General features: G+C 50.3%; 12 protein-coding genes. 5 read left to right on the top strand and 7 right to left on the bottom strand.

Going from position 1 to position 21,828, the window contains the following annotated elements:
* Positions 1-49: 49 nt before the first annotated feature.
* Entirely contained in the window at positions 50-1,378 is a 1,329-nt protein-coding gene (ahcY, locus tag GA0116948_RS01170; protein ID WP_089708165.1) for an adenosylhomocysteinase, read from the bottom strand.
* Between the two features lie 585 nt (positions 1,379-1,963).
* Here ahcY and GA0116948_RS01160 point away from each other — a divergent pair.
* Both GA0116948_RS01160 and GA0116948_RS01155 read left to right on the top strand, forming a co-directional pair.
* Positions 1,964-11,512: a gliding motility-associated C-terminal domain-containing protein gene (locus GA0116948_RS01160; protein WP_089708161.1), complete on the top strand. Its 9,549-nt coding sequence runs from the start codon at positions 1,964-1,966 to the stop codon at positions 11,510-11,512.
* A 108-nt stretch (positions 11,513-11,620) separates the two neighbouring features.
* Positions 11,621-12,541, top strand: coding sequence for a PorP/SprF family type IX secretion system membrane protein (locus GA0116948_RS01155; protein ID WP_089708158.1), 921 nt, complete (start codon positions 11,621-11,623; stop codon positions 12,539-12,541).
* Between the two features lie 466 nt (positions 12,542-13,007).
* Here GA0116948_RS01155 and GA0116948_RS01150 read toward each other — a convergent pair whose 3' ends face one another.
* From GA0116948_RS01150 to rplU, 6 genes are all read right to left on the bottom strand, one after another.
* Positions 13,008-13,505 carry a GNAT family N-acetyltransferase gene (locus tag GA0116948_RS01150; RefSeq protein WP_089708155.1) on the bottom strand — a complete coding sequence of 166 codons (498 nt, stop codon included), beginning with the start codon at positions 13,503-13,505 and terminating at the stop codon, positions 13,008-13,010.
* On the bottom strand, positions 13,502-14,140 hold the full coding sequence (locus GA0116948_RS01145) for a DsbA family protein (protein ID WP_089708153.1): 639 nt from the start codon (positions 14,138-14,140) through the stop codon (positions 13,502-13,504). The genes GA0116948_RS01150 and GA0116948_RS01145 overlap by 4 nt, the downstream gene beginning before the upstream one ends.
* A 37-nt stretch (positions 14,141-14,177) precedes the next feature.
* Positions 14,178-15,839, bottom strand: a complete 1,662-nt coding sequence (locus GA0116948_RS01140) for a DNA polymerase/3'-5' exonuclease PolX (RefSeq protein WP_089708904.1) — start codon at positions 15,837-15,839, stop codon at positions 14,178-14,180.
* Positions 15,840-15,985: 146 nt separating this feature from the next.
* Positions 15,986-16,438 (bottom strand): histone, encoded by a 453-nt coding sequence (locus GA0116948_RS01135; RefSeq protein ID WP_089708151.1) that lies wholly within the window; start codon positions 16,436-16,438, stop codon positions 15,986-15,988.
* Between the two features lie 69 nt (positions 16,439-16,507).
* Complete coding sequence (rpmA, locus tag GA0116948_RS01130) at positions 16,508-16,786, bottom strand: 50S ribosomal protein L27 (RefSeq protein WP_089708149.1); 279 nt, start codon at positions 16,784-16,786, stop codon at positions 16,508-16,510.
* A gap of 35 nt (positions 16,787-16,821) precedes the next feature.
* Positions 16,822-17,124, bottom strand: coding sequence for a 50S ribosomal protein L21 (gene rplU, locus GA0116948_RS01125; RefSeq protein ID WP_089708901.1), 303 nt, complete (start codon positions 17,122-17,124; stop codon positions 16,822-16,824).
* A gap of 394 nt (positions 17,125-17,518) precedes the next feature.
* Here rplU and GA0116948_RS01120 point away from each other — a divergent pair, with 394 nt between their 5' ends.
* The 3 genes from GA0116948_RS01120 (at position 17,519) to rseP (ending at position 21,748) form a co-directional block, all read left to right on the top strand.
* The gene (locus GA0116948_RS01120) at positions 17,519-19,021 is read left to right on the top strand and encodes a GH3 auxin-responsive promoter family protein (protein ID WP_089708147.1); all 1,503 of its coding nucleotides are present in this window, start codon (positions 17,519-17,521) and stop codon (positions 19,019-19,021) included.
* A gap of 105 nt (positions 19,022-19,126) precedes the next feature.
* Complete coding sequence (locus GA0116948_RS01115; RefSeq protein WP_089708145.1) at positions 19,127-20,293, top strand: 1-deoxy-D-xylulose-5-phosphate reductoisomerase; 1,167 nt, start codon at positions 19,127-19,129, stop codon at positions 20,291-20,293.
* Between the two features lie 93 nt (positions 20,294-20,386).
* Positions 20,387-21,748, top strand: coding sequence for an RIP metalloprotease RseP (gene rseP / locus GA0116948_RS01110; protein WP_089708143.1), 1,362 nt, complete (start codon positions 20,387-20,389; stop codon positions 21,746-21,748).
* Positions 21,749-21,828 lie beyond the last annotated feature (80 nt).

Raw genomic sequence — 21,828 nt, 5'->3', positions numbered from 1 at the left:
AATACCGGCAACAGGCCGGTATTCCTTTTAACAGTATGCGGGTATAAGCTTAATAACGATAGTAGTCTGGTTTAAACGGTCCTTCTTTGGGCAGGCCCAGGTAAGACGATTGGGTATCGGTGAGCACATCCAGTTCTACGCCTATTTTTTTCAGGTGCAATTGTGCTACCTTCTCATCGAGGTGTTTAGGCAGTACATATACTTTGTTTTCGTAACGTTCCGGGTGCTGCCACAGTTCCAGTTGGGCCAGTACCTGGTTAGAGAAAGAGTTACTCATTACGAAAGAGGGATGGCCAGTGGCGCAGCCCAGGTTCACCAGGCGGCCTTCTGCCAGTAGGATAATGTCTTTACCGTCTATGGTATATTTATCCACCTGTGGTTTAATTTCCACTTTGGTATTGCCATAGTTTTGATTGAGCCAGGCTACATCGATTTCAATATCGAAATGGCCAATGTTGGAAACAATACATTTATCCTTCATGGCTTTGAAGTGAGTGCCGGTAATGATATCGCGGCAACCGGTAGTGGTTACGATAATATCGGCTTCCTTCACGGCGTCGGCCATTTTCTTTACTTCATAACCTTCCATGGCGGCTTGCAGGGCGCAGATGGGGTCTATTTCCGTAACGATTACACGGGCACCATTTCCGCGAAGCGATTCAGCGGAGCCTTTGCCCACATCGCCAAAACCAGCTACTACGGCTACTTTGCCGGCTATCATCACATCGGTGGCCCGGCGGATGGCGTCTACACAAGACTCGCGGCAACCGTATTTGTTATCGAATTTAGACTTCGTTACAGAGTCATTGATATTGATAGCAGGAATGGGCAGGGTACCGTTTTTCATGCGTTCGTACAGCCGGTGTACGCCGGTAGTGGTTTCTTCGCTCAGTCCTTTAATGTGTTGGATCAGCTCAGGGTATTTATCGAACACCATGTTGGTAAGGTCGCCACCATCGTCCAATATCATATTCAAGGGGCGGTCTTCGCTACCGAAGAACAGCGTTTGTTCAATACACCAATCGAAATCCTGTTCGTTCAGGCCTTTCCAGGCAAACACCGGGATGCCGGCGGCGGCAATGGCAGCAGCGGCGTGGTCTTGGGTAGAGAAGATATTGCAGGAGCTCCAGCGTACTTCGGCACCCAGGGCTACCAGGGTTTCTATAAGTACCGCCGTTTGGATGGTCATGTGCAGGCAGCCGGCTATGCGGGCGTCTTTTAGGGGCTGGCTTGCGCCATATTCTTCGCGCAGCGCCATCAGGCCTGGCATTTCGGCTTCCGCCAGTTCAATTTCTTTTCGTCCCCATGCAGCGAGGGACATATCCTTAACCTTGTAGGGGAGGCTAAAATCAATGTTTGGTGAAGCAATTGTAGACATGCGTGTTTTAATTTTGGAGCAAATCTACCTTAATTCTTACTGTTTACATAATACCAGGCGCGCTCCCCCTGCCTTCTTTCGTTATTTTTTTGTCATGTCTGCTTGTCAATCTTTTTAATGATAGTCCAGTTTCTCACCTTTTTCTCACCCGTTATCCACAAATGTGCAAAAGCAAGATGACAATGTTTATATATTGATTTACATGTAAATATTATTTTTATTTTATGTGTTATCCACAAAATTTCTGCTAATAATATAAAAATTATAGATTTGTACAATAAAATATATAATATTATCTTTAATCGTTTTGTGCAAGGTACTGCTATGAGGGAAGACACGGAAACGGCCCCCGGCTGCTCCGCCAGGGGTCGTATAGAAAGTTACTCCGCTAAAAGGGGGTTGTTTTTTAGCGCCGCCTACCAACTGCGGGTCATTTTGCCGCCCAAAGCGCGTTAGATAGTAAATACATAAAAATTAATATCCATTAAAGAAGCTGGAATAGTGCAGGTCTATTGGTATGGTGCAGCGGAAAGTGTGTGTGACCGGCGGTTAGCGCATTAAATCATGTTACTCCTTTCCTATCCTATGAAAAGCAAACTTGCTATTGCCAGAAAAGGTGTGCCAACGGTGGGTCTTTACCTGCTTTTCCTGCTCTGCGCCCTGCTGGGTGTTACACAGGTAATGGCGCAGGTGCCCATTCGCATCATCAACCCCTCCGGTGGCGGTGCGGGCGATCCAGGTTTGCGTATAGAAGTATATGCAGATGGATCGTATCATGTATTCCGCGATGGGAAAAGAGAAACCTATGAAGGCAGCGACCAGTTAAGCTGGCAGACGACCGCTTCCAATATTCGGGGGGCACAGCACTACATTGCTATAGTAGATGATAATAATATAGTGCCTGCTCCTGCAGAAAATAATCTGCACCAGCTGCAACCCGCCTTTGTATCGCCCGTATATGGTAGCGGCACCTCCACCGACCCCTGGAAAATTCAACTCATGGGTACCAATACCCAGACCAACTACATGGGTTCCATTACCTACTCTTTTGTGATTATTCTTAACTATATCAAGGACAATAATTATTTCCAAACCGATTACCTGCTTTATTTTTCAGACGGTAACCTGAGTAATGCAGATGTGAGCCTGTACCAAACAGAAAGACTGGTGATGGGCGCAGATCCCACCGATCTCCAGGCACTGACCAACAGTGAATGCGCGATGGGGTATATCTCCGGTGAAGAAAATAGCGTAAATGTACCCATCCCTTCTATCGTAGCCGGCTACCGTACCGGCAGTTGCGGGGGTAGTGTGCCTTATCCCCGCAGCCATGTGTTAAAGTTAAACCAGGCGAGTGTGTCTGGCGGCCCTGCTACTTTTAACTCCTTTTTTATAGGCGATGCCCAAAACCGCATGAACCTTGTTCCGGGTATTGTACAGCAGGTACTGACCGACAATATGCAAACGGCGCCGGCTACCGGCAGTTATACCGGTATCAGTGCCAGCAAAATATTTTCCGTAGGCGAAGGGGAGGTGCAGTGGGAGTGGGGCGAGGAAGATGCAGACAATTACCATCACCTGAGCATGAGTACCCGATTCCTCACCGGCTATGGCACCACTCCTACAGATTTTACTATGAGTAGTGGTAAGGCTCCCTCCACCGATGCCAGTGAACCAGTAAAGGTAGGATTCCTAAATGCTACCGTAAAGATCACGGAAGGCAATGCTCTCACGCAGGTAACCACGCCCATGCTTTACATTACCCGGCCAAAGGGTATTCTGAAAACAGACCTCATGCTGGAACTGGATACCGTGGCCATACCGGTAGCACAGGGAGATGGCTCCATGGGTGCGCCGGCTACGGATTATAAATACCGGAACGGGGTTCTGCTCAAAAAATTTACGGCCAGCATAGGCAGTGCTTCCGTGGGCGATACCATCAAAATACCCCTCGATTCCTTTTTCATTAATGGCAATATGGCGCTAGAATACAACCGTGCCTTCAAGTTTAAAATAAAATCAAACCATGGACTGATCAGTGTAGACCCTGGCAAAGATACCTGCCGCGTGATCATCGTAGACGACGAGCCGCGCGACCTTACCCTCACGCCACTGGCCACCACCCTGCAAGAAGGCGATGTGGCCACCATCCGCGCCAGCCTGCCCACGGGTATTACTACTGCCAATCCGGTGACCGTAAACCTGCACTTGCACGCCCTGGCCAATACTTCGGGCTTCAGCATACCCGCTACGGCCCTTATTCCTAGTGGTGGTGATCATGTAGATTTTACCCTCACTACGCTGACCGATAATATTTTAGAGCGGGATGATACTTTGCACATCAGCGCCGATGGACAGATCTTAGGCCAATCTGGCAGTTCTGTGATGGATGCGGTATTCATCCTGAAAGACAAGACCCGCACCAATCCGGATAACCTGAAGATCACCTTCGACCCTGCCACCGCCACACTGGATAAGGGCCAGGCCAACCAGCACATTACGGCTAGCCTGCCCGCTGGCATCACCACGGCCATTCCCATCGATATCACGCTGAGCAACGATGCCACCTCCAATGCAGATGCCAGCAGCTATACCATGCCGCTGCATATTTTTATAGACAGTAGTAATAACAGTGGCAGCCTTACTTACCAGACCCTTATAGATAATATTGTGTACGGACCGCTGGTAAAACACCTGGTCCTTACCGGCAGCGCTGTAGATACGGTGGGCAATGCATTTACCCTGACCAACGGGATAGACATTGGCATTAATGATAAAAACTGGCCGCTTTCGGGCAACATTATTTTTAACCGCAGCGCCTCCACCATCGACGAAGGCGCCGGCACTTCCACCCTTTCGCTGACCCTGCCCAACAACCTGGTGGCGGGGCGCGACTTTGATTTTACCATCAGTAACACCAGCTCCCTGGCTACCGGACAGCACGTACTGAATGGCATGCCTACAGACGCTGTGCATATTACCGAAGGCAACAAGTCTGTTTCCTTTGCTACCATAAGTACTCCTGTAGATGCGATAGTGGGCAACAATGAGCTGGTAACCTTTACAGCTACGTCTAATACCGTGGCTGCCACCAGCATTGGTAGCGCCACGATGAACATTGTGGATAAAACGGTGGTAGGCCCCGCCGTGCAGATTACCTTTACGCCGGTAGTCAGTACGGTGGCAGAAGGACAGAAAACCGCCATTAAAATACAACTGGAGGGCAGCAAAACCCTGCCCCAGCCCCTTACGTTGGCATTCAGCATTATAGACGGCACCACCACTGCTGGCGATGCCGTTGTATTTACCAACACCTATACTTTACCGGCAAATACCAACTCGGCCACGGTGAATGATATTACACTGGCCAATGCAGACGCCATTATTGAAGGCGACGAAACCTTCCAGATCACTGCCACACCTACTGGTCCGGCTGTGGTGATACTCCCGGCGAGTGTAACCATTACCGATATGACCCGTAAAAACGCCTTGCAAACCGCCCTCACCGTAAGCGGGTCGCCGGCTACCTGGACCAAGGGAGATACCAGGACACTCACCGTAAAGCTGCCTTCGGGTACAACTACGCAGGTACCCATCACCGTAAATTATGTACGCGATGCGGCATCCGTTGTTGGGGCGGCAGGCGTTATTTTGCCGGCCACGCCCATTATTATTGATGCCGGCACTACAGCCACCACCTTCCAGGTGCAGCTACCCACCGACCTGGAAGTGTATGGCCCCCTTACCCGCCACCTTATCCTGGATGGCAGTGCTGCCGATGGTGCATTGCCGGTAGGCGCTTTCACGGCCCCTGTTATCAGTTTTGATGTAAACGATAACAATTGGCCGCTGACCCACCCGCTGGTCATTAGTGCTGGCAGCATTACCGAAGGCGGTGCGGCCTTTACCAATTCCATTACCCTGCCCGATGGCCTGATAGCAGGGCGGGACCTGGATTTTACGGTAAGTAATACCAACAGTCTTACCCTGGGCCAGCATGTAATACCACAACCCGGCGCTATAACAATAACCAGTGGCAATCCCTCGGCCAGTATAGCCGCTGTGAGTACCCCGGTAGATATTTACATAGGCAATGATGAAGACGTAACCTTTGCCGCCGTGTACACGGGTACCGGCAGTGCTGCCGATGCACCTGTAACCTCCGGTGCCGTTCATATTACAGATGCTACCCATGCGGCCTCCCTGGGCATAAGCATTACCCCATCACCCGCCAGCCTGGAAGAAGGGCAGAGCGGGGATGTTACCGTATCGCTGACCGGTGGATTGCAATTACTGCAACCCATTACCATTACCCTCACGCCGCAGCTTAGCGGAACACTCACCGCCAGCGACTTTGTACTGAACACCACCACGCTTACCCTGCCTGCCGGTGCTACCAGTAAAACCTTCACCGGTGTATTCACGGCCCAAACTGACCAGGTGCTGGAAGCCGACGAAGTGCTGCAACTGAAAGCGGTAGTGAGCAGCGGCCCGGCCGTGACCATACCTAATGTAGCCATTACGATTAAAGACAAAACACATAACATACCCGGCGCTACCACCCTCACGGTTACCGCCTCTGCAAGCAGTGTAGTAAAGGGTGGCAGCATTACCCTCACCATTGCCCTGCCCAGCCCTTATACCACCGAAACACCCATTGCCACTGCCTTTACCTGGGACAATACCTCCACCACTGGCAGCAGCGGCTATACGCTGGCCAGCCCCGTGGTATTATCTACCGGCAGCAGCACTACCACAACGCTTTTGATCAATTCAGATAAGGTGGTGTATGGTCCCGACATTCACCAACTGCAACTCCAGGCCAGCGCTAGCGATGCCGCCTCAACTTATACAGTAAATGGCATAGCGGTAGCGGTAACAGACAATAACTGGCCACTGGTACACCCGCTGGTCATCAGCACCGGCAATATTACCGAAGGAGGTACTGCATTCACCAATACCATTACCCTGCCCGATGGGCTGATAGCCGGGCGCAACCTGGATTTCAATGTTACCAATACTAATGGCATTGTGCTGGGCGCCCATGTTATTCCGCAGCCGGGTACCGTAACCATTGCCAGCGGCAGCAGCTTTGCCAACATTGAAAACGTAGCTACCCCGGTGGATCAATTTGTGGGCAATGATGAAGCCGTAACCTTTGCTGCTACCTACACCGGTGCTGGCCAGCCAGCCAACGCGGTGGTGAGCAATGGTATTATACATATTACAGACGCCACCAGCTCCTCCCTGAATCTAGTACTAACGCCGGCGTCTACCACCCTCAACGAAGACAATACGCCCACAGACGTAACGCTATCTATCGCCGGGGGCCTGGTACTACTGCAGCCGCTCACTGTGCAGCTATCGCCGGTACTGAGTGGCACTACCACGGCTGCCGACTTTACCCTGAACACCACTACACTTACCCTGCCAGCCGGCACAGTCAGTGCTACCTTCAGCGGTGTGTTGCAGGCCAACAGCGACCTGGTACTGGAAAATACAGAATCGCTTAAGATAAAGGGTACCGTTACCAGCGGGCCAGCCGCCACGGTGCCGGATATGAACTTTGCCATCAACGACCTTACGCATAACACGGCGGCCAACCTGGTGCTGAATATCAGCCATGCCGCCAGTAGCCTGATAAAAGGAGAAAGCACTGCGCTGGACATTCTCTTGCCGGAAGGGGTAACCACCGAAATACCCATCTCCGTGAACCTGGGATATGACCCTGTTTCCACCGTAGCCAGTAGTGGGTATTCCCTCAGCGCGGCCAGTCCCATTACCTTCTCTTCCGGCAGTGGCACCAGCCTTACCCTTACCGCTAGTACAGACAACATTGTGTATGGTCCCGACCCCCTACAATTAAAACTGGACGCCACCGCCAGCGATGCGGTGAAACCCTTTACCATTAACGGCATCGTGGTATCTATCACCGACAACCACTGGCCGCTGGCACATCCGCTGGTGATCAGCAGTGGCAGCATTACCGAAGGGGGTACTGCCTATACCAATACCATTACCCTGCCCGATGGCTTGCAGGCGGGCCGTGACCTGACCTTTGACATTACCAATACCAACGGGATAACCACCGGCAAACATATTATTCCGCAACCCGGCACTATTACCATTCCTGCCGGCAGCAAAGGGGCCAACATTGCCAACGTAAGCACTCCTATCGATTCGTATGTGGGCAACGATGAAGACGTAACCTTCTCTGCCACCTACACCGGTGCCGGCGCTCCTGCCGATGCCACGGTGAGCAGTGGTACCGTACACATAATTGATGCTACCAGCGCCGCCCTGGGCCTCACCCTTACGCCGGCTACCAGCACGCTGAACGAAGATAACACACCCACTGCCGTAACCCTGGCCATCAGCGGGGGCATTACCCTGCTGCAACCGCTTACCGTGCAACTCACGGCGGTAAACAGTGGTACGGTAACCGCCGCAGATTATACCCTGTTGCAAACCACGCTCACCCTGCCCGCCGGTACTACCACCCAAACCTTCCCCAACGTGCTGCAAGCTAATAGCGACGCCGTACTGGAAGGCACCGAAACATTGAAAATAACCGGTACCATTACCACTGGACAAGAGGCGACGGTGCCGGATATGAACATAGACATTCACGACCTTACCCATAACGACCCGGCCAACCTGGTGCTGACCGTAACGCCTGCCGCCACCACGGTAGCAAAAGGGAGCGGCACTACGCTGACCATTGCCCTGCCCACCGGCATCACCACCGAAATACCCATCAGCATACAATTTGGCTACGACGGTACTTCCACCGTAAGCAGCACGGGGTATACCCTGGGCAGCAATCCGGTGGTATTATCTACCGGCAACAGTACCACCGTACCCCTCCAGTTTCCCAGCGATCACATTCTTTTCTGGCCCCTGGTCAATACCCTGAAACTGAGTACCAGCGCCAGCGACGCCGTGAAGCCGTACACCATCAACCCGGTATCGGTGGATGAAACGGACAACAACTATCCGCTGCAACACCCGCTCACCATTAGCCAGGGCACCATCAATGAAGGCGATGCACCGGCACCGGTAACCATCACCCTGCCCGATGGCTTGCAGGCCGGCCATGATATGAGCTTTACGGTGAGCAATGTAAATAGCCTGACCGTAGGCACACATGGCGTTACCTCGCCCGCTGCGCCGGTGATCATTGTAAGTGGTGCCCAGTCGGCCACCATAGAACCTGTAAGCGTACCGGTAGATAATTACATAGGCAACGATGAAGACGTGACCTTTTCCGCCACCGGCAACTTTACCGTAACCGATGGGGTACTGCATATTGTGGACAAAACCGGCGATCACCTGACGCTGAGCCTTTTTGCCAGCAACAACCTCGACGAAGGCATGAAGAGCCACATCGGGGTGCAGCTGGAAGGCAACTTAATATTGTTACAACCCCTCACTATTCAATTCTCCGCGGTAGACAGCACCACTAAACCCGGCGACTATACGTTGTTGCAAAACACGGTGACCATCCCTGCTGGCGAAGACAGCCACGTATTTGCCGACATGCTGGCGGCCAATACCGACCAGGTACTCGAAGCCACCGAATACCTGAAACTGAGCGGGGTAGTAACTAGTGGACAGTCTATCACCGTACCGGATATACGATTTAAGATCAATGATATTACCCATACCATTGCGGCCAATACCGCCATCACCCTTACCCCCAGTGCGCCCAGTCCCTGGACCAAGGGAGATAGCCGCCAGCTCACCGTGTCGCTGCCGGCAGGTGTAACCACCGAAGTGCCCATCGTGATCAATACCCTGCCTGCTGCCGGTTCCGAACTACAGGCCGATGCGTATGCCCTGCCCTTGCCCATTACCCTGGGCAGCGGTCATGATACCACGGTAAGCTTCGACATCTATACCGACAACAAGGTGTATGGTCCGCAAACCCAGCGCCTGCACCTGGTGGGCAACGCTGCGGACAACGCGTTTAGCAGTTATACCGTAAGCGATGTAAACCTGGATATCATCGATAACAATTACGCCACCCTGGGCAGCCTTATACTGGTGGTAGATGATGCTACCATTACAGAAGGCGGGGCCGCCACCCATGCCAGCCTTTCCCTGCCGGGTAGCCTGGTAGCCGGCCGCGCCCTGGCCTTCTCCATTAACACCCTCAGTAGCCTTACGGTGGGTGGGCATGCTATTAACTGGCCTACAGACAGCATCCGGTTTGCCAGCGGTGATCACAGTATCACCTTTGCCATGCCGCAGGCGGCCTTCGATAAAGTAATGGGCAATGATGAAGACATCACTATCAGCGCCGCTGGTCCGGGCTTCACCGTTACCGACGCTACCCTGCACATTAGCGATGCTACCGCCGGCGATCCGCTGACCAGCGTAGTGACCCTGAGCAGCAGCAGCAACGTGCAGGAGGGACAGGGCATACCGATTACCGCCAGCCTGGCGCCGGGCGTTACCTCGGCGCAGCCGGTAATCATTACCCTGGCGGCCAATGCCGCCTCCGTGGCCGGCAGCGACGATTATACCCTGCCCACCACCCTCACCATCCCCGCCGGTAGCAACAGCGGCAGCATTACCCTGGACGCTGCAACGGACCATATACTGGAGCCGGATGAACTGCTGCGCATAGATGGTAGCACCACCAGCTATCCCGGACTACTTATACACAGTGTAGCCGTAAACATCACCGACGCCACTAGCCTGGACCCTGCCAACCTGGTGTTACAGATCACTATAGACAGCAGTTCCATTTACAAAGGCAATGCTACCACCGTACATGTAGGTTTTGCCAACCCGGACATTACCTCCTCCGTACCGTTGAACATCGCCATTACCGCTGCTGCCGCCTCCACCGCCGCTGCCAGCGATTACGCTGCGCTGCCCGCGCCGCTAACCCTGCCAGCCGGTGAGAACAGCGTTTCCTTTACCCTGCAAACGCTCAACGACAATCTTACCGAAGGCCCGGTTACCCTGCTGCTGGCAGGTAACGCCAACGGGTATACGGTAAATGCCAGTGAGGTACTGAACATCCTGGAAAGCACCCCGATGGCCGTATCGGTACTGCATGGGAAAGATGGGGCAGAACCCGGCACAGACGGCGGCTTTGTATTAAAGCTGCCCGGCACCACCATGGCCCTCAACGATATCACGGTGAACCTGCGCATGGATAACACCGGCGGCACAGACAACTTCATACTGCCTGCTACCCAGTACACCATCCCGCAGGGCTTCAATAGCATTAACATTCCCGTGGTCATTAAAGACGACTACTTAATCCAGGGCGATGGTGCGGTAACCGCCACCTTACAATCGGCCAGCATTACCGTGGCCGGCGTCACCTACCCGGTAGGGATAGACAGTACCCCGGCCATCGTATACATACACGACGACGAAAGCGATACCACCGGTGCTAAGGCCGATGCCCGCAAAATAGTGATCGAAAAAGTGAGTGATGCCCGCAAGCCCGACTCCATTGGCGCTTTCCGCGTGCATTTTGCAGACGAACGTTTAAGTGTGGTGAAAGATGTGCAGGTAACCTACAGCGTTTCCGGCGATGCCATACCGGATGCCGATTACCATGCATTGCCCGGCACGGTAACCATCCCGGCCCTGCAAACAGGGGTGGTAGTGCCGGTGTTGCCTATCCTGAACCAAAATGTATTTAACGATGTAACTGCCACCATAACACTGGAGCAGGTAAGCTCCTCCCTCCCGGCGTTCAACTGGATGCTGAGTGATACTGCCACGGTGGCCAACATCCTTATCCGGGATAACAACGGGGTGCCAGATACCGCCATGCAGATCATTGGCCCCAACCCATGGACAGACGATAGCACCCGTAAGATCCGGGTACACCCGGCGCTGTCGCCCAATGGAGATGGGGTAGGTAATGATGCCATGTACATTGAAAACATTAATAAGTTCCCCGAAAACGAAGTCACGGTATTTAACCGTTGGGGCGCTACCGTATTCCATACACTTAACTATACCAACATAGGCAACAACTTCGCCGGCCGTTATAATACCAATGGCAGTGGGGATGTGCCAGAAGGCACTTATTACTACATCATCTACATTAACGATCAGGGTAAGCGTGAGCGGTACACCGGTTTTGTAGTGATCCGGAGGTAAGGGGGGAAATAATGTGTAGTGGAAGGTGATAGCGATAGGGGAGAAAGTAGAATTATTTTAAATTAAAAGCCGTAAGGCACTGTTCCTGAATATGTCAAGCTTATTCCTATGAAAAAATGCTCAGTGGCCGTTTTTGGTGCATGGCTGGTGGGAGCTGTTTGTTACCTGCCTGCCCGCGCGCAGCAGCAGCAAGATCCGCAATATGCCCAGTACATGTTCAACGGCATTGTAATCAATCCTGCCTATGGCTCCATGGACGAATCTACTAGTCTTACGGTAGTGGCCCGCGACCAGTGGGTGGGTATAGCAGGCGCTCCCAAAACGGCGGCCTTCACCTTTTACACACCGGTGCATGAATCGGGTACCACCATTGGTTTTACCGGCCTAACGGAAAAGGTAATACCCGTTACGCAAACGGCTTTTAACCTCCATGTATCGCAACGGGTGATGCTGAACCAGCATACCTACCTGGCCCTGGGGCTAAAGGTGGGTATGGCCCAGTTTAGCGAAAACGACCAGCAGTTCAATACCACAGACCCGGTGTATGCGAAGAACATTACCTACATGCGCACAGACGTAGGTTTTGGTTTCATGTTATTCACCGAGCGTTTCTATTTGGGCCTTTCCTCCCCATCGTTCCAACAATTTGCCAGCAGCAAGACCGCCGAAAAAACCATCTACCAGCGCCGCTGGTACCTACAGGGTGGTTATCTTTTTGATATGAACGATAACCTGAAGTTTAAACCCAACGTGATGTTGCGCCAGGTATATGGCAACGGGATACAATTTGATCTGAATGCAAATTTCCTGGTTAAGAATGTGGTATGGGTAGGTGCTTCTTACCGTTCTGAAAAAATAGTGAACGGCATTTTGCAGGTACAAGCCACCAAGAACCTGCAAGTAGGATATGCCTACGATTTTCCGATGTCGGATAACCTGCTGGGTATGCAGGGTGGGTCTCATGAATTGATGATGAATTACCGTTTTTCTTTCAGCAAATGGAAGGTGGTAGCCCCGCGTTATTTTTAAAACAAACCCTATTTAAATACACCTGCCTGCCATATGCAATGCCCGTCCCTTATTGGTGCGGGCATTTTTTATGTGCGGCTTTCCTTCACTATTTTTTCACAATAACAAAAAATTAGCAATTGGTTCCGTAAGAATGCATATGGTAAATTGATGGTGAGCATGCCCGCAAAAAAAAATAAAAAAAAACAGCCACTGCACAATCCAAACGTTATTTGATCACGTAAATGATATAGCAACGAAACGGTAAAAGATTGTCATGTGAAATGTTTCGGAATGTAAAAGTAATTGCCCTTCATTGGGCCACCCAAATAATTAATAGAAGTTTCGAGAGATATTCTAAAGATGTTGTGTCTTTTAATGGTTAACTTGGGAAACGAGCCTGGTATTCGCTACCAGGCTTTTATTTTTTTGTAAAGTCTGGCCTGTAGGGCATTGCAGGGCAGGTGTAGGTTGCACAACGCATTCGTCAGGTATCCAACCTTATTCGCATGACGTAATCATTCATGTAATACCCTTCCCCAATATGGGTATCCTTCTCTTTATAAATGATAAATCCCAGCCTTTCATAAAAATGCAGTGCTTTATTATAGCGGTTCACGTCTAGCTCCAGCGTATGCGCACCTTTGCTGGTCACCAGTTGTTTTACCGTATGCATCATGTCCCTGCCTAAGCCCTTGCCTTGCAAGGTGGTGTCCAAATATATTTTGTGCAGCTTATATATACCCGCTTCCTCCTGCGCACTGAAGGCGGCGAAGCCTGCGGGCTGGCCTGCTTCGGTGAAGAGCAGGTAGGTGTAGGTACCATCATTTATTTGGGTGGCCAGGGCATCAGTACTATACATCATCTCCATCATATAGCTAAGTTGTTCCGGCTGCAGGATGGCTGCGTAGGTGGGCGGCCATATCTTTTGGGCCAGCGCCCTGATGGTGGGGATATCCTGCAAGGTGGCGATGGTATAAGTCATTGTGCGGCAGCTTCTTCTTTTAAGATATTTTGGATGCGGGCTTCCAGGTCTTCGGAGGTGGTGAAGCCACGGGCTATGAGGTAATACTGTTTGTCTGTGGCCAGTACTGCCGCCGGAAAACCGGTGATGCCCCAGCTTTGCACCTGGGCAAACTCCTGGTTGGTGGCATAACGGGCATCTTCTCCCTGCATGGCTATTACAAATACATCGGGGTCCAGACCATATTTTATGGCCAGTTCCCGGTAAGTGGCATCGTCGTTCAAGCTTTTGCCGTCGTAGTTAAAGGCCACTTGTATATCGTGTACAAAATCTACGGCGTTTGCGGGTTGTAACTGTTTAAAAACAGTGATGGCAATGCTGGGTTTTTCCGAGTCCAGCAGGTAGGTTTTAGACAGTAGCAGCCCATCCAGGAAGGCTTTACCGAACTGGATGCCGGTCATCTCTTCCACTTGCTGGTGGGCCTTCAGGATGTACTGCTCCATACGCTCAATGGGGTAGCGGTTTTCGCCGGTAATCATGCCGCCGGAAAGTACCTCAAACGTAATGTCCGGGTGTTGCTGTTGTAAGGCCTGCACTACCGGTGTAAAACCGTAACACCAGCCGCAGATTGGATCAGAAATATAAATGAAAGTCATGGCAGTATGTATAAATGATGCGCGTGAATGAGGTAGTTTATCCCTTCAGATAAGCCTCCAGGGCTACTGCGCTGAAGCTGCTGAGGTTATATTGTTTAGTTAGGCCTCCTTTCTGTGCCGCCAGCACGCCGTAACGAATATCTGCAAAACCTTCTATACTGTGGGCATCCGGATCAATAGAGATCAGGCAGCCTTTGTCCAGCGCTTTGGCAATGTAGCGCCAGTCCATGTCCAGCCGGCGGGGATGGGCATTCAACTCTATCACCACGTTATTGGCCCGGCAGGCGTCTATGATTTTATCGTGATCTACCGGGTATCCATTGCGGCTTAGCAGTAGCCGGCCGGTAAGGTGTCCGAGTATAGTAGTGTAAGGATTTTCAATGGCTTTAATAAGGCGGGCCATGGCCTTGTCTTCCGTCATTTTCAGGTTAGCATGCACTGAGGCAATTACCAGGTCAAAGCTGGCCAGCACCTCGTTGGGATAGTCCAGGCTACCATCGCCCAGGATATCCGACTCAATGCTTTTAAAAATACGAAAGGGGGCTAGTCGCTGGTTAAGTTCCTGTATCTGGGCATGCTGTGCCTGTATGCGCTCTATCGACAAGCCATTGGCATATACGGCAGTGCGGGAGTGGTCGCTGATCACCAGGTATTCAAATCCTTGTTGGGCAGCGGCTACTGCCATTTGTTCCAGGTCGTACCGGCCATCGCTCCAGGTGCTATGGGCGTGAATGATTCCTTTAATATCGCCGGGTTGAATGAGTTCCGGCCAGGCCTCCAGTCCTTTGGCTTTCCCTACTTCGCCCAGGCCTTCGCGCAGGGCAGGGTGCAGGTAGGCGATGCCTGCTTTTTCAAAAATAGCTTCCTCCGTATGAAAAGGCCCGGCGGCGTTGCCCCCGGCGGCGTGGAAGTCGTTCAGAAAGGCCGGGCTGGCCGTGGTATGAAAGAGGGTAGTGGTAAAACTATCTTCGGTAGCGCTGTATATTTTTACTTTTACTTTTTCTTCATGATGCAGTATCAGCAAGGCTTCCGTGCGGGTTACCAGGGAAAACGCTTTCATAGACACCAATGTTTCTTCTAATAGGTCTATGGGCAGCGCGATGACCAGTTCTACTTCATCGATAATTGTTTCCTGGCGACGAAAATGACCGGTGAGCGATACTGTGGCGGGGGAAAACAGTTGGCGGAGTTGTTTTTCCAGGTCTAGAGCAAACGTTTCCACCTGTGCATAGAGGAAGCGTTCCCGGTTGGCCATATAAAACCCTATATTTTCGCGTACGCTATCCTGTGTTTTTTCGCCAAAACCTTTCAGGAGGGTAAGGCGGTTTTCATTGCAGGCGTAGAGCAGTTCACCGAGCGATTCTATTTCCAGTTCTTTCCAGATGGTAGCGATTTTTTTAGGGCCCAGGCCTTTAATCTTCATCATTTCCAGGATGCCGGGCGGGGTAATTTCGATATAGTTGTCCAGCAGGGGCAGCCGGCCGCTGAGCAGTAGTTCCTGTATATTTTTGAGCAGCGATTCGCCGATGCCTTTCAACTTTTTCATATCGTCTAGTGGCATGCCGTCCAGTGGGAGGGGCAGCTTTTCGATGGTAAAGGCGGCGCTGCCAAAGGATTTGGCTTTGAAACTATTTTCCCCGTGTATGTCCATGAGTTTAGACAGCAGGGAGAAGTTGTCTGCAATGGTGCGATTGTCCATGGGTGCAAGATAAAAAAGATGTACCATCTACAAGGTGGGCATTGCGAAAAAAGGGAGTGGTGTATTGTGATGGGAGGAGGTAGGGCTATAAAAAAAAGCTTCCCATCTTACGACGGGAAGCTATCATTACAATTTGCAGATTAATCTTACAGAGAAGAAGACTCGCTGGAAGAGTTGCTGGAAGGTTCAACTGAAGGAGTTGCTTTCTTAGCAGCAGCTTTCTTTTTAGGAGCGGCTTTCTTTTTAGGAGCAGCTTTCTTAGCAGCAGCTTTCTTTTTAGGAGCAACTGCTTTCTTAGCAGCGGCTTTCTTTTTAGGAGCGGCTTTCTTAGCAGCAGCTTTCTTTTTAGGAGCAACTGCTTTCTTAGCAGCGGCTTTCTTTTTAGGAGCGGCTTTCTTAGCAGCAGCTTTCTTTTTAGGAGCAACTGCTTTCTTGGCAGCAGCTTTCTTTTTAGGAGCAGCTTTCTTAGCAGCAGCTTTCTTTTTAGGAGCAACTGCTTTCTTAGCAGCGGCTTTCTTTTTAGGAGCTACTGCTTTCTTAGCAGCCGCTTTTTTCTTAGGTGCAGCTTTTTTAGCAGCCGCTTTTTTAATTGTTGCCATTGTTTTTTGAATTTGGGTTAGTAAAAAAATTGGGTATTAAAAAAAACTTTATGGCTAACACTGTTGTTCCTAAGCTTCCGCCTGGGCAGTGGTGTCAAATGATTTCACGGAAACAAAAGTTCTGTTTTCACGACCTTTCTTAAATTCAACAACACCGTCAGTTAACGCGAAGATGGTAAAATCTTTACCAACGCCTACGTTCTGACCTGGGTGATAAACAGTACCACGCTGGCGGATAATAACGTTACCTGCCACGGCGATCTGACCACCAAATACTTTTACTCCCAGCCTTTTGCTTTGGGAATCCCGGCCGTTCTTAACGCTACCTTCACCTTTTTTATGTGCCATCTGGAATAAACTTTTTAGACTTTCTATTAATAAATTTAAGCGATTTCGCTGATCTTAATCTTGGTAAAATGCGTGCGGTGGCCAATTTTTTTACGGAAACCCTTGCGGCGTTTCATTTTAAAGGCAATCACCTTATCTCCCTGCACGTGTGCAAGGATCTCTGCTTTAACCACTGATTTTACATCAGTACCAACGGCCAGCGCGCCGCTGTTATCCGTTAACAACACTTCAGAAAACTCAACTTTATCGCCGATGTTACCTGATAACTGCTGTACGAAGATTTCTTGGTCTTTCTCAACCTTGAACTGCTGACCTGAGATTTTTACAACTGCAAACATAGTAATCCAAAAATAATTTCCTGCAAAGGTATTGATAACTTTTCTAAATAACAAAGTTTTTCGGTACCAAAAATGGTGCCGGGGCGTGGAAGGAGCTGCCCGTGTGTAGTGGTGTAAAGATACATGCTTTTGTATAAAATTAAAGCAGTATACTTATGGTATCCATAATATTGATTACCAATTGATTAAAACGAGCCCTGTGTTAATGCGGGAGAAAATACTGTATCTTGCCCCCGGAGCATCGCAATTTTTTTACATTTGCTTTTGGTGCTGCCGTGCGTCCCTGGCGGATGGTAGCTACTTTAATACCACCTAGACAAATTGAACTAAAAGATACGAAGCACCCGTGGGCTGATGCTACATAGGGTGTATACATTATTCTAAACTAACGGGCATGAAGTTTAAATCACTGCTGGCCAAACCATTTGCTTCCATTGTGGGCGCTAAGCTCCGGAAGGAAATGCACCGGGCAGTAGAAGACCAGGAAGCCATCTGGCAGGAGTTACTGAAAACCGGCAAGAAGACCGACTTTGGGAAAGACCATCACTATGATGATATTCGCAATTATGAAGACTATAAACAGGCAGTACCCATCCGCGATTATGAGTTGTTTAAGCCTTATATAGAAAAAATAAAAGAGGGCAAACATAACGTACTGTGGACGGGCCAGCCTATTTACCTGGCCAAAACATCTGGTACTACCAGTGGGGTAAAATATATACCCATTTCTTCGGCCTCTATATCCAATCATATGGATTCGGCACGCAATGCCTTGCTGAACTATATGTCGGAGACCGGCCGTACCGATTTTGCGGACCGGAAAATGATCTTTCTCTCCGGCTCGCCAGAACTGGAAAGGGTGGGAGGCATTCCTACCGGTCGGCTGAGTGGTATTGTAAACCACCACGTGCCCCGCTACCTGCGCACTAACCAGCTACCCAGTTATGAAACCAACTGCATGGAGGACTGGGAAACAAAACTTAATGCCATCGTGGAAGAAACCATTCACCAGGATATGTCGCTGATCAGCGGCATTCCACCCTGGATGCAAATGTATTTTGACCGCCTGATGGAGAAAAGCGGGGGCAAGTTGATCAAGGATATTTTTAAAAACCTGGAAGTGATTGTATATGGCGGGGTGAACTTTGAACCTTACCGGGCTAAGCTAATGGGTTCTATTGGCAAGCCCATTGCCACGATCGAAACATATCCGGCCTCTGAAGGCTTCTTTGCCTTCCAGGACACCCAGGAACACCGGGGGCTGCTGCTTAATACCAATTCCGGTATTTATTATGAATTTATCCCGGCCAATGAAATTTTTAATGAACATCCTACCCGTATTTCGCTCAAGGATGTACAGGTTGGGGTGAATTATGCGTTAATAATTAATAACAATGCCGGCCTGTGGGGATACAACATTGGGGATACAGTAAAATTTGTGTCGGTGAACCCTTATCGCATTGCAGTAACGGGCCGCATCAAACATTTTATTTCCGCCTTTGGAGAGCATGTAATCGGGGAAGAAGTAGAGCATAGCCTGATGAAAGTGGCGGCGGAAGAGCAGGTGCATATCACCGAATTTACCGTGGCACCCCAGGTGCATACCAATGGGGAGCTGCCTTACCATGAGTGGTTTGTGGAGTTTGAACACGCACCGCAAGACCTGCAGGCCTTTGCCCGCAAGGTAGATGAGCAGATGCGCGCCAGGAACATTTATTACGACGATCTTCTGACTGGTAATATTTTGCAACCCCTGAAAATAAGGCCTGTACGCCGCCAGGGATTCATTGAATACATGAAATCCGTGGGTAAACTAGGCGGGCAAAACAAAGTACCCCGCTTGAGTAACGACCGTCAACTGGCAGATGAACTGCAACGGTTTGTGCTAAATAGTTAAATTTTTAAATGTTGAGGCTAAAACGCAGCCGGTTAATGAGTACATCGTTGTGAACGATCTTCCTCCATTAACTGGTAAGGGTTTACCTTTAACCAATATTTCCGCATGAATAAAAAACGCATTGCTATTTTCGGGTCCACCGGATCCGTAGGCATACAGGCGCTGGAAGTGATAGCAGCGCATCCAGACCGCTTCACTATAGAAGTGCTCACGGCACAGCAGAACGCCGCTTTATTGATAGAGCAGGCCCTTAAATTTAATCCCAATGCAGTGGTGATTGGCAACGAGGCGAAATATGAAGAAGTAAAAAATGCCCTGTTCGATAAAGGCATCAAAGTATTTGCCGGGGCCAAAGCCCTGGTGGAGATAGCCGCCTGGAGTAGCATAGACATTATGCTGGCCGCCATCATGGGATTTGCCGGCCTGGCGCCTACCCTCTCCGCCATTGAGCAGGGTACTACAGTAGCCCTGGCCAATAAAGAGACCCTGGTAGTAGCGGGGGATATTGTGATGGAACTGGCCCGGCGCAGGAATGTGGCCATCTTGCCAGTAGATTCCGAACATTCCGCCATTTTCCAATGCCTGCTCGGCGAGCCACTGCGGCAGGTAGAAAAGGTGATCCTCACCGCATCTGGCGGCCCTTTCCTGGGAAAGAAACCTAACTTCCTGATCAACGTTAAAAAAGACCACGCCCTGCAACATCCTAATTGGAGTATGGGCGCAAAAATAACCATCGATTCTGCCACCCTGATGAACAAGGGCCTGGAAATGATAGAGGCCAAGTGGCTTTTTGCCCTGAAGGACGAACAGATTGAGGTGGTTATCCATCCCCAGTCTATCATTCATTCCATGGTGCAATTTGCCGATGGATCTATCAAGGCGCAAATGGGCCTGCCATCTATGAAATTGCCCATCCAGTACGCGCTGGGATTTCCCGACCGGCTGGAAAATGACTTCCCAAGGTTTAATTTCAAAAATTACCCGGTGCTGAACTTTGAGCAGCCAGACGTAAAGACCTTCCGCAACCTGGCCATTGCTATAGACGCCATGAAGGCCGGGGGCAATGCTGCCTGCATTATGAATGCAGCCAATGAAGAGGTAGTGCTGGCATTCCTGAAGAACCGCATTGGTTTTTTACAAATGACGGAAGTGATAGAAGAAGTAATGGCCAAGGTGGCCTTTATCGAAAAGCCATCGCTCAACGATTACTATGAAAGCGACCAGGCCGCCCGCAGGCACGCCACCAAGCTAATTAGTGCGATCGTAATTTAACAATATATTTGTGGGGAAAATCCCTGATATATGAGGAAAAACGGATATTTTTCCGTTTTAAACGTTTAAAAAAAAGTAGCAACCGCAACGTAAATGACCGCACAAGAAATACTAATCAAGGCTGGGCAGCTCGTTTTATCCCTATCCATCCTGGTGATTTTCCATGAGTTGGGACACTTTATCCCGGCCCGGCTGTTTAAGATCAAAGTAGAAAAATTCTATCTTTTCTTTGACCCCTGGTTTTCTCTTTTCAAGTTTAAAAAAGGTGATACAGAATACGGGATTGGATGGCTGCCCCTGGGTGGTTATGTGAAGATATCAGGCATGATAGATGAGAGCATGGACAAAGAGCAGATGGCCCAACCGCCTCAGCCCTGGGAGTTCCGCTCTAAACCTGCCTGGCAACGCCTGATCGTGATGATAGGCGGGGTATCGGTAAATATCATTCTCGCCTTTTTCATTTACGCCATGCTGCTCTGGCATTTTGGCCAGGACTACTTGCCGTATGATAAGGTGACGTATGGCATTCAGACGGATTCGCTGAGCCGCAGCATAGGCCTGCGCGATGGCGACCAGATCGTGACCATCGATAATAAAGTAGTGGACAAGTTCAATAAAATGAGCAGCTACATTATCCTGCACCAAGCAAAATCTATCCAGGTAAAACGCGATGGCGAAACCCTGAACATACGGGTGCCGGATACTTTCGTCGGGAATGTAATTGCCAATAAAGATCCTTTCCTGGAAGCCCGGGTACCCTTTGTGGTGAAGGCTTTCAGCGATTCAGGGCATGCAAAGCAAGCCGGCGTTAAAGTGGGCGATGAGGTGGTGAGCCTAAACGGCCATCCCATTCATTTCCATACGGAACTGGTAGACAGCCTGCAGGCTTTCAAGGGTAATGTGGCCCAGGTAGGCATGCTTCGGGGTAACGACACCTTGCAATTTTCTGTACCGCTTACCAATGGTAAAATGGGCATTTACGCAGCAGACTATGATGATTCGTTACAGATGCGCCACTTTACCATGGTACATAAGTCTTACGGGTTCTTTGAATCGCTGCCCGCTGGTGTACAACAAGTAGGGGAAAGCTTGCATAATTATGTTCTGCAACTGAAACTCATCTTCGTGGCCAAAGGTGTGAAAACGTCGGAGTCTGTAGGTGGTTTTGTGACCATAGGCAGCCTGTTTCCCGCCATATGGGACTGGCAGAGCTTCTGGATGCTGACGGCTTTCCTGAGTATTATCCTGGCGTTTATGAACATTCTGCCCATTCCCGCACTGGACGGTGGACATGTGTTATTCCTGCTGTATGAGGTGGTAACTGGCCGCAAACCAGGTGAGAAGTTCCTGGAATACGCGCAATACGTAGGGATGGTAATACTGCTAGGCCTGCTGGTGTTTGCCAACGGGAACGACCTGTGGCGGCATGTTTTCAGCAAGTGGTTCCAACATTAAACTTTAGATCTTTATAATACGGGAAACCGGCAGTCCTATCAGGGCTGCCGGTTTTGCTGTAAAGCTGCTGGGATAAAGCA

This window comes from Chitinophaga costaii, from assembly GCF_900094705.1.
GTDB lineage: Bacteria > Bacteroidota > Bacteroidia > Chitinophagales > Chitinophagaceae > Chitinophaga > Chitinophaga costaii.
The sequence above is the reverse complement of the archived record's forward strand: the minus strand, read 5'-3'. Positions and strand labels throughout refer to the sequence as shown.